Genomic DNA, 14,680 nt, shown 5'->3' with positions numbered 1-14,680 from the left:
CTGCTCAGGCCGGTCGTCCGGCCTGAGAAGTCATGCTGTGCCAACGGGTACGGCCGACGCCACGCACATCCGTGGCATCCTGGGACCGGGCCTGGTGCAGAGTGCACCGGGCCCCGCGGGCGTCGTGCTCAGGCGTCGAGCGGCGCCCCGATCGGGAGCATCACGTGCTTGGTGCGGGTGTAGTCCTCGAGGGCGTACGTGGAGTTGTCGCGGCCGTAGCCTGATCTCCCGAAGCCGGCCCACGGCATCTCGTTGGCGAAGGTGAGGTGGGTGTTGACCCAGACCGAACCGAACGCCAGGTCCTCGGTGAACCGGAGCGCCCGGGCCTGGTCATTGGTCCACACCGACGCCGCGAGGCCGTACTCGACATCGTTGGCCTTGGCCAGCGCCTCCGCGTCGACGGCGAAGGTCTCCACCGAGATCACCGGGCCGAACACCTCCTCGCGCGCCATCTCCGATCCGGAGGCGACGTCGGCGAGGATCGTCGCCGGGTAGAAGAATCCTGGGCCTTCGGGGATTTCGCCGCCGAGGACGACGTTGGCACCGTCCTGGCGTGCCCGGTCCACCATGGCCGCGACGCGGTCGCGATGAGCTGCGCTGATCAAGGGACCTAGTTCGAACTCCTCACCCAACGCGGCGTTTCCGCTGCGAAGTTCCCGGGCGGCTGCGGCGAGCGCTTCCAGGAGCCGGTCGCGCACGTCCTCGTGGCAGATCACCCTCGTTGCCGCGCCGCAGTCCTGGCCCGCGTTGCCGTACCCCACGGCGATCAGCGTCTGCACGAGGAGATCCAGGTCGGCGTCCGGGAACACCACCACGGGAGCCTTGCCGCCGAGTTCGAGGTGGACCCGTTTGACCGTGGTCGCCGCGCCCTCCGCGACCTGCCTGCCCGAACCGACGCTGCCGGTCAGTGCCATCATGGCGATGCCGTCGTGGTGGCTCATCGCGTGACCGACCGTCGCGCCCGCGCCGGTCACGATGTTGAGCACGCCGTCGGACAGGATGCCCGTGGCGAGGTCGGCCAGGACGAGTGTGCTGAGCGGTGTCAGCACGGACGGTTTGAGCACGACGGTGTTCCCCGCCGCGAGCGCCGGCGCGATCTTCCAGGCGGCCATCAGCAACGGGAAGTTCCATGGCGTGATCGCGCCGATCACGCCGACGGGTTCGCGCCGGATGTAGGACAGCCGGCCCTCGACGTACTGGCCGGACGCTGGCGCCTGAGCGGTCCGTGCGGCTCCGGCCATGAACCGGAAACAGTCGGAGATAAGGGGAATCTCGTAAGTCGCGTAGGCGTAGGACTTGCCGACGTTGAGCGCTTCGAGCGCGGCCAGCAGTTCGGCGTGTTCGTCGATGACGTCCGCGAATCGGAACAGCGCCTCGGCGCGGGCGCGGGGCGTCCTCCGCGCCCAGGCCGGCAATGCGGTGCGCGCCGCCGAGACCGCGGCGTCGACGTCAGCCGCGGTGCCGTTCGCCGCGGCCCCCAGCCGTGTGCCGGTGCCGGGACTGGTCACCTCGATCGTCTCGGCGCTCGTGCTCGCGACGAAGCCGCCGCCGATGTACTGGGCCGGTGCCAGGTCGTCGATGCGCCGCTGCGCGGCGGCCAGGATTTTCTCGGGGGTCATCTCAGGCTCCTTCGATCGGCGGTGGGGTGGGGACGTAGGTCGGGCCCAGCGCGAGCACCGGGGCGAGCAGGTCGTCATCGAGCAACTGGTCGGGCGTGGCCTCCGCCGAGGGCGTCCGGACCTGACCTGGATAACCGACTGCCTGCCGCGCCTCGGGTGCCATGTAGTAGGTGCTGCTGAGGAAGTAGAAGGCCGCCTCGGCGAGTTCGGCCGGCCAGCCCGCGACCGTCTCCGCCGAGAGTTCGTCGGCCGCGGCAGCCAGCTCGGCGACCTGAATGAAGGCCGCGGAAAGTTCGGGGTTGGCCTGGAGCGCTCGGCGCAGGAGTGCGTCGTAGCCGGGCAGCGCGGTCAACCTGGGCGATCGCCCTGTCCCGGGAAACCACAGGTCGGCGAGGCGCGCCGCGCCGGAACGTGCCTTGTCGTCGGGGAAATCGATCACAGCGGAGTCCTTTGGCCGGCAGCGGTTTCGATCAGGTGCTCGGCAGCGCGCAGCGCGAAGGCGGTGATCGTCGGGGTCGGATTGACCGCGGAGGACGTCACGAAGACGCTGCCATCGAAGACGTACAGGTTGGGGACGTCGTGCGAGCGCCCGTAGCCGTCGACCACCGACGTCGTCGGATCGATGCCGCAGCGGGCAGTGCCGAGCAGGTGCCAGCCGGTCTCGCCCCCGAAGTCCACACGCTTGGTGGAGACGGCACCGGCCGCCTCATGGACCTCGACGATCCGGTCCAGATGCCAGTCGAGCGCGCGCTTGCTCTCGTCCGACATCGTGTAATGGATCTTCGGCGCCGGAATGCCGTCGCTGTCGACGAGATCCGGGTCGAGGGTCACCCGGTTTCCGGAGTCGGGCAGGTCCTCGATCGAGGCCGAGATCTCGAACGCCCGGCGGTACAGCCGCTCGACAAGCTGATGCCCAGCCACGCCGGTCCGCTCGGCGAGCGGTAGCTCCGCGAACCGTTGCAGCAGACCCACCGGACCTTGAAGCACCACGGCCGTCCACTTGGCACCGCGGTGGAAGCCGCGGCTGACATCGGTCTCCGCGAAGTGCATCGACCAGATCGGGTGGCTCTCCGGGCCGAGCCAGGGCTCGACGTCCTTTTCGTACTCGCCCAGCACCGTCGCCACCGGATGCATCATCAGGTTGCGCCCGACATAGCCGGAGGAATTCGCGAGCCCGTCCGGGAACTGCGGCGAGGTCGACAGCTGTAGCAGCCGAGGGGTGCCGATCCCGTTGGCGCACACGATCACCACCGGCGCGGACGTGTGCTGTTCGGTTCCGGCTCGGTCGATCCACGTGGCACCGGTCGCGAGGCCCTGGTCGGAGACCGTGATCTCCCGGACCCGCGCCCCGGTCACGAGATCGACCCCCGCCGCCAGCGCGCCGGGCCACATCGCGACGTCGAAGGACGCCTTCGCTCCCTCGGGGCAGCCGCTGCCGCAGGTCCCCCATCGTGCGCACGGGCCGCGGGAACCGACGCCCTGAGACAGGATCGCCGACGTCCCCGGCCACCAGCCGATGCCGAGCTTGTTCATGCCCTCGGCCGCGATCCGGCCAAGGCGGCCGATGGGCAGCGGCGGCTGGGGAGGCACGTACCCGGGCGGGTAGGCGATGTTGCCGCCCAGCCCCGAAACGCCGATCATCTCGTCGACAGCGTCGTAATAGGGCTGCAAATCCTCATACGTGAGAGGCCAGTCGTCGGCGATGCCGTCCAGGGTGCGGACCCGGAAGTCGGACGGGATCATCCGCGGCCACTCCGCCCAGAACAGGATGCTGCTGCCGCCGACCCCGTTGAACATGAACGGATGCACGTCGGAGTCGGAGTCGTTGACCGGATAGTCGCTCGGCCCGCCACGGTGGTTGGGGTTGGGGTTCCAGGGCCCAGCGACGAGCAGGTCGCGTTCGAGCTTGTCGCTGGGATAGTCGGCGACGGCAGGCCAGTCGCCCTGTTCCAGGACGGTCACGCGGAATCCGCTCTCGGCCAGCAGCCGGGCAGCGGTGGCGCCGGAGGGCCCCGCGCCGATGATCAGCGCGTCGATGTCGCCGCCTCTCGAAGACAGGCCAGGCACGGTCATGGGCGCGCTCCTTGCTCGGTATTTAAGTCAGACGGTTGTGTTTAAATAGGGACATGCCGAAGATCGTCGACCATCGCCAGCGGCGTGCCGAGATCGCCGACGCCGTGCTGGCGATCGTCGCCGAGGACGGCGTCGCCGCCGTCACCCTGCGTGATGTCGCGGACCGCAGCGGCTGGTCAACCGGCGTGCTGAACCACTACGTCGGCGGCAGGGACGACCTGCTGCGGCTGGCCTTCCGGCATACGTTCTGGCTCTCCGGCCGCCGGCTGGCCGCGATCGCCGAGAACACCGAACTGGAACCGGTCGAGCGGCTGGTCCGCATCCTCACCGCGCACCTGCCGCTCGACGGGCCGTCGGTGGCCTTCGCCCGGATCACGCTGTTCTTCTACGCCGAAGCGGCCAGCTCCCCGGACAAGCTCGGGGAGGACATGCTCAACTACCTCAGGTCGTGGCGTTCGACCGTCGAGGACCACGTGCGCGCTGCGCTGGATTCGCGCGGCCTGCCCACGTCCCGGGCGCGGCAGATCGGCGACCACCTGGTAGCGGTCATCGATGGCTACGCCAGCTACGAAGTGCTCGGCTCGAACCTCTGGAACGGCGGCGACCCCGCTGTCGCGCCCCCGGTCCAGGCCTGGGTCGACTCCGCGCTCGCGCTGAGCACCCTCGACGCGGCGCGGCGCTGAGGCCGGACCGGCCGACCGCCGTGACCCGGCGGCGTCATAGGCTTCGATGCCTGCCATGGGCGCACTCCCGAACTCCGTCCGCCGGGCCGCTCGCCCGGCGCGGTGCCCATGTTTCGACATCGGCCATGGCGCGCGCCACACACATCTGGGGTGTCCGCTCCCGCGCCGCGGTGCACAGTGCACCGTCACCCGGACCGGTCCGCCCAGGCGTCCGTGGACTTCAGCCAGGACCGGTCCCTGACCAGCTCACGGCACGTGCCTGCCCGTTCCCACTCCTCGCTCGCCAGCAGCGCGCGATGGAACGGGATCAGCGTCGGGATGCCCGCGACCGCGGTCGCGTCGAGGGCCCTGCGCATCGCGGCGGTGGCGGCCCGGCGGTCCTCGCCCCAGGTGATCACCTTGGCGATCATCGGGTCGTAGTAGGGATGGACGTCGTCGCCGTCGGCGACACCGGTGTCGACCCGTACTCCGTCTCCGGTTGGTGCGGCGAACCGCTCGATCCGGCCGGGGCCGGGGCGAAACCCCTTGGCGGCCGATTCGGCATTGATCCGGCACTCGATCGCGTGGCCGTTGACTCGTACCTCGGACTGGCCGAAGCCGAGCGGCTCGCCGGCGGCGATGCGGATCTGCTCCGCCACCAGATCGAGGCCCGTGACCAGCTCGGTGACAGGGTGCTCGACCTGGATGCGGGTGTTCATCTCCAGGAAGTAGAAGTCGTCGCCGACGAGCAGTCCTTCGACGGTGCCGAGCGAGAAGTAGTTCGCGGCTCGCGCTGCCCGCACCGCGATCTCGCCGAGACGCGCGCGCTGCGCATCGGTCAGCAGTGGGCAGGGCGCTTCCTCGACCAGTTTCTGGTGCCGCCGCTGCACCGAACAGTCCCGTTCGAACAGGTGGACCACGTTGCCGTGCGTGTCGGCGATGATCTGCACCTCGACATGGCGCGGGTCCTCGAGATAGCGCTCCAGGTAAACCGTGGCGTCGCCGAAGAAGCGCTCGCCCTCCCCTGCCGCGCCTTCGACCGCGGCCGCGAGTTCGTCGGGACCGCCGGCCACGCGAAACCCCTTCCCGCCACCGCCGCTCGCCGCCTTGGCGGCAACGGGGTAGCCGATCGCCTCCGCCGTCGCGAACGCCTTCGGCCCGGGGTGGACCGGCTCGGTGCACCCGGGAACGACAGGGACGCCGGCCGCCGAAACGGTCTCCCGCGCCCGGATTTTCGACGACATCATCTCCATCGACTCCGGGCTCGGGCCGATGAACACCAGCCCGGCCGCCGCGCACGCACGAGCGAACTCCGGATTCTCCGACAGCAGGCCGTAGCCGGGATGGATCGCCTGGACCCCGGTGGACAGCGCGGCCTCGATGATGCGATCGATCCTCAGATAACTTTCGGCCACCGGGGCCGCGCCGATCAGCACGCTCTCGTCGGCTGTCCGGACATGCAAGCTGCCCGCATCGACGTCGGAATGGACGGCGACGCTGGCGATTCCCATGCGCCGCACCGTTTTCATGACACGTACCGCGATCTCGCCCCGGTTCGCGACGAGAACTTTGTCGAACACGAGTCAGCCCTCCAGTGTCACGAGCACGTCACCGTCGGAGACGATGGCTCCCTCGGCGACGTGGATCTCAGCCACGACGCCGTCCTCCTCGGCCTCGATCGGGATCTCCATCTTCATCGACTCGAGGACGAGCAGCACGTCACCCTCGCTGACCTGATCTCCAGCCGTCACAACGACTTTCCACACTGAAGCCGCACAGTCGGCGACGATCTCGTTCATGGCTTCTTCCTTGTCTGTACGGCGAGCGCGCCCTGGCTGGCATCGAGGAACGAGGCCAATACCTCGCGGGTCTCACGCGGGTCGATCATGTGCTCCACGCCGAACGCTTCAACGGTCCGCCACGGATCGACGAGCGAGCGCATGCGGTCCTCGATCTGCGCCCGCATCGCGGCGGGGTCGTCCGCCGCCTCGATCTCGCGCCGGTAGGCGGCTTCCACTCCGCCTTCGATCGGAAGGTCGCCCCATTCGCCGCTGGGCCACGCCAGGCGCAGCCCGAGCCGGTCGGGGTTCGAGGTCGCGGAAACGGCCAGGCCGTACGCCTTGCGCACCTGCACGGTGATGATGGGGACGGTCGCCTCGACCACCGACTGGATCGCGCGCACTCCCCAGCGCATGACGTTGGCCCGCTCCGCCTGCGGGCCGACCATGAATCCGGGGACGTCGACGAAGTAGAGGACCGGGAGGTGGAAGGTGTTGCAGAGATTCATCAGCCGCACCTGTTTCTCCGCCGCGGCAGCGTCCATCGCTCCGCCGAGGTGCTGCGGATTGCTCGCGAGGACGCCGATCGGCATCCCGTCGATCCGGGCGAGACCGGTGACCAGGCTCTTGCCCCACCGGGAGCCGATCTCGAAGAACGACTCCCGGTCGACCACGGCCTTGATCACCTTGGCCGCACGGTAGGCCTGCCGCCGGTTCTCCGGGATGACCTCGAGCAGTTCCGGTGCGCGGCGGTCGACGGGATCGTCGCAGGACGTGCGTTCCGGGAGCTGCCAGACGTTCTGCGGCAGATAGCTCAGCACCGCGCGCAGCTGGGCGATCGCGTCGTCCTCGTCCCGCGCCAGGTTGTCGACCGCGCCGCTCGCGGTCGCGACGGGACCGCCGCCCAGCTCGTGCTTGTCGATGTCGATGCCCAGCGCGCGCCGTACGAGCGGCGGGCCCCCGGCGAAGAGCACGGAATCCTTGGTCATCACCGAAAAGTGACTGGCCACCGCCCGCGCGGCGCTCCCGCCGACCGCCGCGCCACTCACCATCGTCAGGACCGGCACTTCCTCGAGAAGCTCGAAAGAACGCGTCCAGCTCAGGGAACTGGTGAGGTAGGTGTGTCCCTTGTCCTCCTGGGCCGCGACATCCCCGCCGATGCCTTCGACGAACATCAGCAGCGGGATCTTGTACTCGTGGGCGAGGTCCTCGACGAAGCCGCCCATCCCGCCCTTCATCCGGTCGAGATAGCCCTGCGGGGCGCCGGCGCGCACCGTGAAGTCCTCGCCGCCGAGCGCGACCGAACGACCGTCCACTTTGGCCAGTCCGCACACGTAGCTCGACGGCAGTGTGCCCAGCCGGTTGCCGAGCCCGTCGTACTCCTCGAAGACCGCGAACTCGCCGATCTCGCTGAAGGTCTCGGCGATCGCGGCGATGCGTTCGCGGATCGTGTACCGGCCCTGGTCCTTCTGACGGGCTACCCGCCGCTCGCCGCCGAGCTTGCGGGCCTGCGCGCGGCGAGCCTCGAACTCGTCCAGGGCGTTCGACCAGCTGAATCCACCGGGTGTGCTCATCGCGGCACCTCCACGACGTCGGGCGACGTGATGTCGCGGGACAGCAAATGTTTCTGGACCACGCCGGTCCCGGCGCTGCGGACGAACTCGGAGCCGTCGGTGACGGTCAGGTATCTCGGCATCGCGAACCGGGGAAGCACCTTGCGGCAGTGCTCGACGAACTCCTCGAGCACCAGGGACTCGCCGTCCGGGACCACGAAGACTTTGATCTCGTCCTCGCCGCCGTGTTCGTCTCGCACCGCGATCGCGACACACTCCTGAACACCGCCGGCCGTGTTCAGGCTGTGCTCCAGTTCCCAGACCGAGATATTCTCGCCGCGCCTGCGGAAGCTGTCCGTCCGCCGACCGTCGAAGTACAGGAAGCCGTCGGCGTCGAGGTGGCCGGAATCACCGGTGTGGAACCACAAATTGCGCCATGCCTCGACGGTCGCCTCAGGTCGGCGCCAGTAGCCAAGGGCCGTAAGGTACGGGCGCCGCGGGCGGTAGATGATATCGCCCGTCTCGCCTGCGGGCAGCGGCCGGTCGTTCTCGTCCACCACCTGTACCTCGATCGCGTCGTGCGGATGTCCCGCCGCGCCGCGCCGCCGCTGCCCAACGTTGTCCATCGCGATGCCGTCGCACTCGGTCTGGCCGAAGAGCGTGAGGACGGGAATGCCGAGCCGGTCCTCGAACGTCTCGTAGGCGATCTGCGGAATCGGCGCCCCGATCAGCCGGGTCAGGCGATGTGAGCCCGGCTCGGGCAGTTCGCCCTGGGCCAGGATCGACAGCATCGCTCCCACCCCGGACGCCCAGGTCGCCCCGAACCGGCGGACGTCGGCGAAGTACTCGCTGGCGGAGAACCGTTCGCGGAAGGCTATCGAGCTGCCCGACTGCAGGCACGCAGTGAGCTTGACGTGCGCGTCGACGTGAAAGAACGGCAGCGGGAAGTACCCGATGTCGTCGGCGCTCAGGCCGAGCCGGTCGGTCCAGACCTCGGCGAGATTCGAGAAGTACGCGCGCGGGAGCATCACGCCCTTGGCCGGTCCCGTCGTTCCCGACGTGTAGAGGATGGTCGCGAGGTCGCCGGGACCGAAACTTCGTTGCGCCGCATCGAGTTCTTCCCGCTTCGCCTGGCCGACCGGGTCCGCGGTCAGTTCACTCATCGGCAGGACTTCGCCGGCCACCGCCTCGCGCACCTGCCCCAGGCAATCGTCCTGACAGACGATCAGGCTCGGGTCCGAGTCGGTCAGGACATGCGCCAGCATCGGGCCGCGGAGCTCGACGTTGACCGACACCTCGACCGCGCCGAGCCACCAGATGCCGAACATCCACCCGACCCGGTCGATCGAATTGCCGCTGACCAGCGCGACGCGGTCCCCTGCCGACACGCCGCGGCGGCTGAGTGCTGCTGCCACGCGACGCGCCCGGTCAGCCAGCTCCCCGGTGGAAAGGACCTCGCCGCGCGACCGGAGCAGTGGCCGGCAGTCGTCCCGGGCGACCGCCCGCAGCAGGTCGTCAACGGGGCTGACGCGACCGGCCACTGGCCGGCGCGACCTGCTGACGTCGTTCACGAAAGAGATCCCTTCCGTCGTCGGGGGTTTATTATTTGAGACGTTTGATATAGAACAATTCCATGCACCCGCTGTCAAGCCCCGTGGAGAGCGCTCAGCGCAGACATCGCTACGTGACCACCGGATTCCCGCTGTCGAAACAGGAGGCTGAAATTCACCATGGCTGCTGAACACCGCACTGGAAAACGTGTCCTCGTCACGGGCGGCGCGGGCGAGATGGGCGCACATGCCTGCCGCGTGCTGGCCGGCGCCGAGGAAGTCGCCGAAGTCCTTGTCGCCGACCGCAACGAGGAGGCCGCCAAGGCGCTGGCGGACGTGCTCGGCGCTCGGGCGAAGCCGCTCGCGCTGGACATCTCCGACGCAGCCGGACTCGCCGACGCGCTCGCCGACGTCGACCTCGTGCTCAACACGGCAGGACCGTTCTACCGGTTCGGCCCGCTCGTCCTGCGCGCCGCGATCGCGACGGGAACCCACTATCTCGACATCTGCGACGACTTCGAGCCGACTCTCGAAATGCTCGATCTCGACGCCGACGCACGGGAAGCCGGCATCACCGCGGTGATCGGGGTCGGTGCGAGCCCGGGCATCAGCAACCTCCTCGGTGTACTGGCGATGAACGAGTGCGACGAGGTGGAAACCATCTACACCTCGTGGCGCGCATCGGGTTTCCAGCGCGCCGAGGTCGACCGCGGCGTGCAGTCGTCCGCAGCGGTCGAACATTGGGTCCACAACTGCACCGCGACGATCAAGGCCTGGCGCGACGGCGGTCTCGCCGACACCCAGCCGCTCGAGGAGCGCACGCTCAGCTACCCGGGCTGGGGCGAGGCACCGGTCTGGGTGTGCGGTCATCCCGAGCCTCTGACCCTCCCCCGTTCCCGTAACGGAGTGCGGGAATCCCTCAACCTCATGACGTCTCGCCCGCGGTTGATGGAGGCGGTGATCCGCACTGCGAACCGGGTCCGCTCCGGCGAACTCGATGTGGCGGCGGCGAGCCAAACCCTGGTTCTCGAGCCGGGCACGATGGGCTCCGCGGCGGGTCCCGCGCCGTCGCTGCCGGTGCTCTTCGCCGTCGCGGAAGGAACGAAGGACGGCAAGCGAATCCGCGTCGGCGCCCGTCCCCTCGTCGTTCCCGACGACAGCATGGGCACGATGACCGGCATCCCGCTGGCCGTGGCAACGCTCATGGCGGCACGAGGCCAGGTCGACCAGCCCGGCGTCCACGGCCCCGAGGTCATCGACGCGCACTCGTTCTTCGACAACCTGGCCCAGCACGCGCCCCAGGCCCCCGGCAGCGAGCGTCCGACCGAGGTCGTCGAGGTTGTCGTCGAGGAGATCGCCGCCTGAGCACCGCTGTCGTGAAACCAAGGAGGTGCACCTCGGGCCGGGCCGAGGTGCACCTCCTTTGGCCGTGATCACGGCGGTCAAGCCGCCGGACACATCGCGATCCCGCGCGGGTGGCGCAGCCGCGACGCGCCCGTGGCAATGAGAACCACCACCGACATAGCCACGGCTACGACGTAGCCGGTGGTGTAGAGAGACTCCTTCGGCAAACCGGTAGCCGTATCGGTGGCGGAACCGAGCACGGCAGTGATCACCGCCGAACCGAACGCGAACCCGATGGCCATCGCGGTACCGCCCATGCCTGAGGCCATGCCTGCCTTGTCCTCCGGGACCGCGTACTGCGGGACGGCGAACGCGCCGCTGTATCCGGCACGGCTGCCGAGACCGATGATCGCGGAGCCGACGAGGTAGTGCCATGCCTGATCGTGAGCCACGGCGAGCCACAGGAACCCGGCTGCGGACACGAGACCGCCGAACACGAGAACCACTCCGGGCCGGCCCTTCTCGACGAACTTCTCGGCCGCGGTCCCGCTGGCGAACATCGACAAAGCGAACGGCAGCATCAACAGGCTCGCTTTCAATGCGCCATATCCGAACCCGTACCCCGCCGCAGCCGGGGTTTGCGTGTAGTAAGTCACCAAAAGCAGCAGCGCTCCGTCCGTCGCGCCGAAAAGCCCGACCGACAGGCACGACGTGGAAACGTAGGGCTTCTTGAGGAGGCTGACGTCGAAGACCGCCGTCGAGGATCGACGTTCCGCCACTGCCCAGACAACACCAGCGATGAGCCCTGCCGCCAAGAGAATGTACGGCAGGCTCCCCGTCCAAACTGTTCCTTGCGAAAGGGCGAGGAGAACAATGCCGAGCCACCCGATCATCCAGACCGTTCCGAACACGCCCATGCGGCCGCCCGCAGCGGGCCGCCCCGCCGGAAGAACTACCACCAGTGCGGCGGTGGTGAGAGCCAGCACCACCGCCATCGTGTAAAAGAACGTGTCGACGCTGAAGTACTCGACCATCACCCCACCGCCGGTCAAGCCCAGCACCACGCCGATTCCGCTGGAGATGATCCCCACGCGCACGGCGCCGCTGATGGCGTTCCCGGGCAGCAGCCGGCGCAGAAATGCGAGCGGAAGCAGCATCGAACCGCTGCCCAAGCCCATCAGCGAGGCCCCGACGACCAGCGTCACGTAGGTGTGGCCGACCGCAGCGAGCAACGCGCCGACCGTCATCACGACGCCCGACGCCATCGCCGTCGTGCGGTCCCCACGCAAATCCGAGAGCCGCGGAATGAGCACGAAGCCCGCACCGGAGGCCAGCGTCATCGCGGTGAAGACCCATGCCCCGGACACGACACCAAGGTGGTACTGCGCCTGCATGTCCGGAAGCAAGGGCGGCAGCATGAACGCGATCGCATTCGTCACGGTTCCGAGGAACCCGGCCACGGCAATGAGCGCCCAGCGCGCCGGCGCCCTGCCCACATCGATTCTCACCGGCATGCCGACCGCATCATTGAGGTCTGTCATCCGTGTCTCCCATACTCAGTTTTCTGGCCGAGCCGCACGCAACTCCTGCGCTCGGCTGTGCGGGCGGACCGCGTTCTCGCGTGGTTGGCGAGCCAGCGCACCGCCTGTTTGCCCGGCGGATGCCAGCCGGTCGGCAGCCTCCGCGTCGATCAGGGCAGCGATGTCGGCCGCCGCCCGTTCTCCGGCGACAACCGCGCCCTCCATCGAGCCCGCCCACACGGGAGCGGCCTCCGAGCCGGCGAAGTGCAACCGCCCGGCTGGGGCGGCGTAGCCCGGTCCGCAGGTGGTGAGCAGTCCGGGCGACCAGACCGGGACACAGCCGGAGGTCCAGCGCTCCTCGGTCCAGTTCATCTCGTGGTACTCGTCGGGATGCAGAGCCTCCGGCCCGAACGCACGGGCCAGCCCGGCGAGGACGGCCTCGCGACGCCGGTCCGGGTCGCCGGGCATGGGGTCGGGCAGATCCGCGCGGATCCCGCCATCGCCGCGCGCGAAGCCGACGAGCACGCCCTGCCGCTCCCCCGGCGGAGTGTCGTCGAAGGTCAGCATCAACGGCGCGGTGTCGCTCATGCTCGCACCGCTGAGCCCCTGTCGGCGCCAGAAGGGCTCGGGATAGACCACATGGACCTTGTAGGCGTGCATCATCGACATCCGCTCGCCCATCGTCCGTTGCGGCAGCGGGAGCTGAGGATCCACCTGGATGGCAGCGCGGTCGGAGGGACTCATCGCGATGACTACGCGGCGAGCGCGATGGGTGCGGCCAGGCGTATCGACCTCGACGCCCTCGTCGTTCTGACGGATCGCCAAAGTCGGGGACCCAAGGACAACGCGGTCCCCGAGATCGGCTGCCATCCTCAGGCTCAGCTCGGCCGACCCGCCGGTGAACGAACGCTCGTCACCGCCGGACAGCGACGCGAGAAGGGTCTCCACCCCGCCGATCAACCGCAGGTGACGGACGACGAAGAGCAAGGACATGTCGCCGGGAGGAGACCCGAGGGTCAGCGAGGCGATAATGGCCCAGAGCGTGCGCGCCGTCGCCGTCGTGGTGCAGCGGCGCACCCAGGACTCGAAGGTGAGCGCGTCCAGTTTGGCCGCCTGCGGCGTTCCCAGCGCGTCGTCGCCTGGGCAGCGCTTGCACAGCCGGTCCAGCCGGAGCAAGGACTGCGCGAAATCCGCTGACCCCAGCGGATCCGCGGTCCACGGCATCGATCCGCTGAATTTCATGACGCGCCCGCGACGCTCGAACACGGCCTTTCCGTGCTCGTTGTGCGGCCAGGTCGGCACCCCGAGTTCTTCCCCCAGCGCGATGAGCCGCTTGTACTCGGGGCCGACCAGCTGCCCGCCTTCCTCGACGAACCGCCCGTTCCCGAGCTGGTGGACCTTGGTGCGCCCGCCGACCCGGTCGCGGGCCTCGAGCACTCGCAGGGACGTGACGCCCGCCTGGCTGAGCCGGCGTGCCGCAACGAGCCCCGAGAGGCCGGCCCCGACCACGATTACGTCGACCGGAGCGTTCTCGCGTTCCATGGATTCCTCGCTCTTTCGCCCAGACCTTGTGTCGCCGTTCACTGTCGTGACCGGGGTCACCTCCGCTCTACGTCAACACCCACCGGGTGCGGCGCGGCGGCGGTGCACTCTTCACCAGGCGCTGTCGGCTAACCAGGCGCCGCTGGGCAGAACGGGCATCGGCTGTTGTCGCATGCCTTGACCGCCGAGGCGGTCGATTCGGCGCCCAGAACGTGCCGGACCAGCCGTCACAGCCCGACAGCGTGGATGCGGCCCGAGGTGTCGCGCCGCTCGGCGCGGGCCGCCGGGTTCGCGGTGGTCACCGACCCGGTGGTGGACCGGCAGAGCACGCTGGTCGACATCGGGATCCTGGCCGAGGCTCTCGAGCATCGCGCCGGGCCGCTGACCGGGTTCTCCGAGACCAGCAACTCCGATTACGCACCTCCACCATCGAACTGGCCGAACCTACGGGCGCGTTCTCGGCGCGAACCGCAGCAACCAGAGCCCGCGATGTCGTCGCACCGGCCCGAAGCTGCTTTCGCAGAGTCTCCGCCGAAATCGGGCGCCGGAAGCGTCGCCAATGTTCGACGTCCGCACGCCGAGCCCGATCCACGAGTTCATGATCGAGATCACCGATCCGGCCAGCCGCCGGCTTCCTCCGCATGTCGCGCTCACGGGCCGCAGCCGCGGTCATCTCCTCTTCCACACCGTCGGCCGCCAAGCCCACCGACGCCACCACCGGCCTCGCAGACTCGACATAGGTCTCAGCCGTGCTCAGCGCACAAAGAAGCCCGGGGCCCGTTACTGATGGAGGGCACCTATTCGAAGTGTGCGCTATTCGTGGCCAGGTCAGCGGCGGCTGCATCGGTCCCACCTGACACCGGATGTCGGTCTCGTTCGACATCAGCATCGAGGGGCCGTACCGGGTGTCGATGGGCGTCGACGCCGGGAGGTAACGGCAAAGCACCAGCTGTGGCTTATATAAGTCAGGTCTGGTATGTTTCTGGTTCGTGCACGCGTTCGACGTTCTCGGCGACCCGGTGCGCCGGCGCATTCTGGA

11 protein-coding genes are annotated in these 14,680 nt (G+C 68.9%); 2 read left to right on the top strand and 9 right to left on the bottom strand.

The annotated features are described in order from the left end of the window. Positions 1-128: 128 nt before the first annotated feature. Genes ACFW0G_RS00055 through ACFW0G_RS00045 form a run of 3 tightly spaced genes read right to left on the bottom strand, consistent with a single transcriptional unit; the run spans position 129 to position 3,692 of the window. Complete coding sequence (locus ACFW0G_RS00055; protein WP_378322338.1) at positions 129-1,619, bottom strand: aminobutyraldehyde dehydrogenase; 1,491 nt, start codon at positions 1,617-1,619, stop codon at positions 129-131. 1 nt (position 1,620) lies between these two features. Next, the gene (locus ACFW0G_RS00050; RefSeq protein ID WP_378322337.1) at positions 1,621-2,058 is read right to left on the bottom strand and encodes a hypothetical protein; all 438 of its coding nucleotides are present in this window, start codon (positions 2,056-2,058) and stop codon (positions 1,621-1,623) included. Beyond that, positions 2,055-3,692 (bottom strand): GMC family oxidoreductase, encoded by a 1,638-nt coding sequence (locus ACFW0G_RS00045; protein WP_378322336.1) that lies wholly within the window; start codon positions 3,690-3,692, stop codon positions 2,055-2,057. The genes ACFW0G_RS00050 and ACFW0G_RS00045 overlap by 4 nt, the downstream gene beginning before the upstream one ends. A gap of 53 nt (positions 3,693-3,745) precedes the next feature. Here ACFW0G_RS00045 and ACFW0G_RS00040 point away from each other — a divergent pair, with 53 nt between their 5' ends. Further along, positions 3,746-4,375, top strand: a complete 630-nt coding sequence (locus tag ACFW0G_RS00040) for a TetR/AcrR family transcriptional regulator (protein WP_378322335.1) — start codon at positions 3,746-3,748, stop codon at positions 4,373-4,375. A 185-nt stretch (positions 4,376-4,560) separates the two neighbouring features. On the opposite strand, the gene ACFW0G_RS00035 is transcribed toward ACFW0G_RS00040, so the two are convergent. Genes ACFW0G_RS00035 through ACFW0G_RS00020 form a run of 4 tightly spaced genes read right to left on the bottom strand, consistent with a single transcriptional unit; the run spans position 4,561 to position 9,334 of the window. Further along, on the bottom strand, positions 4,561-5,934 hold the full coding sequence (locus ACFW0G_RS00035; RefSeq protein ID WP_378322334.1) for an acetyl/propionyl/methylcrotonyl-CoA carboxylase subunit alpha: 1,374 nt from the start codon (positions 5,932-5,934) through the stop codon (positions 4,561-4,563). 3 nt (positions 5,935-5,937) lie between these two features. Next, entirely contained in the window at positions 5,938-6,153 is a 216-nt protein-coding gene (locus ACFW0G_RS00030) for a biotin/lipoyl-binding carrier protein (protein ID WP_378322333.1), read from the bottom strand. After that, positions 6,150-7,706, bottom strand: a complete 1,557-nt coding sequence (locus ACFW0G_RS00025; RefSeq protein WP_378322332.1) for an acyl-CoA carboxylase subunit beta — start codon at positions 7,704-7,706, stop codon at positions 6,150-6,152. The genes ACFW0G_RS00030 and ACFW0G_RS00025 overlap by 4 nt, the downstream gene beginning before the upstream one ends. Further along, on the bottom strand, positions 7,703-9,334 hold the full coding sequence (locus ACFW0G_RS00020) for an AMP-binding protein (protein WP_378322331.1): 1,632 nt from the start codon (positions 9,332-9,334) through the stop codon (positions 7,703-7,705). The genes ACFW0G_RS00025 and ACFW0G_RS00020 overlap by 4 nt, the downstream gene beginning before the upstream one ends. Positions 9,335-9,415: 81 nt before the next feature. On the opposite strand from ACFW0G_RS00020, the gene ACFW0G_RS00015 reads away from it, so the two are divergent. After that, complete coding sequence (locus tag ACFW0G_RS00015; protein WP_378322330.1) at positions 9,416-10,600, top strand: saccharopine dehydrogenase NADP-binding domain-containing protein; 1,185 nt, start codon at positions 9,416-9,418, stop codon at positions 10,598-10,600. A gap of 77 nt (positions 10,601-10,677) precedes the next feature. Here ACFW0G_RS00015 and ACFW0G_RS00010 read toward each other — a convergent pair whose 3' ends face one another. Both ACFW0G_RS00010 and ACFW0G_RS00005 read right to left on the bottom strand, forming a co-directional pair. Then, positions 10,678-12,120 carry an MFS transporter gene (locus tag ACFW0G_RS00010; RefSeq protein WP_378322329.1) on the bottom strand — a complete coding sequence of 481 codons (1,443 nt, stop codon included), beginning with the start codon at positions 12,118-12,120 and terminating at the stop codon, positions 10,678-10,680. A gap of 15 nt (positions 12,121-12,135) precedes the next feature. Then, positions 12,136-13,641, bottom strand: coding sequence for a flavin monoamine oxidase family protein (locus ACFW0G_RS00005; RefSeq protein WP_378322328.1), 1,506 nt, complete (start codon positions 13,639-13,641; stop codon positions 12,136-12,138). Between the last annotated feature and the right edge of the window lie 1,039 nt (positions 13,642-14,680).

Source organism: Amycolatopsis sp. NPDC058986 (genome assembly GCF_042741125.1).
In the GTDB taxonomy this organism is placed as follows: Bacteria; Actinomycetota; Actinomycetes; order Mycobacteriales; family Pseudonocardiaceae; genus Amycolatopsis.
This window is presented reverse-complemented; position numbering and strand designations above follow the sequence as displayed.

Coding starts and splice junctions, on each gene's coding strand:
- ACFW0G_RS00025 (WP_378322332.1), bottom strand. CDS start 7,706: ATGAGCACACCCGGTGGATTCAGCTGGTCGAACGCCCTGGACGAGTTC.
- ACFW0G_RS00005 (WP_378322328.1), bottom strand. CDS start 13,641: ATGGAACGCGAGAACGCTCCGGTCGACGTAATCGTGGTCGGGGCCGGC.
- ACFW0G_RS00030 (WP_378322333.1), bottom strand. CDS start 6,153: ATGAACGAGATCGTCGCCGACTGTGCGGCTTCAGTGTGGAAAGTCGTT.
- ACFW0G_RS00015 (WP_378322330.1), top strand. CDS start 9,416: ATGGCTGCTGAACACCGCACTGGAAAACGTGTCCTCGTCACGGGCGGC.
- ACFW0G_RS00010 (WP_378322329.1), bottom strand. CDS start 12,120: ATGACAGACCTCAATGATGCGGTCGGCATGCCGGTGAGAATCGATGTG.
- ACFW0G_RS00055 (WP_378322338.1), bottom strand. CDS start 1,619: ATGACCCCCGAGAAAATCCTGGCCGCCGCGCAGCGGCGCATCGACGAC.
- ACFW0G_RS00040 (WP_378322335.1), top strand. CDS start 3,746: ATGCCGAAGATCGTCGACCATCGCCAGCGGCGTGCCGAGATCGCCGAC.
- ACFW0G_RS00045 (WP_378322336.1), bottom strand. CDS start 3,692: ATGACCGTGCCTGGCCTGTCTTCGAGAGGCGGCGACATCGACGCGCTG.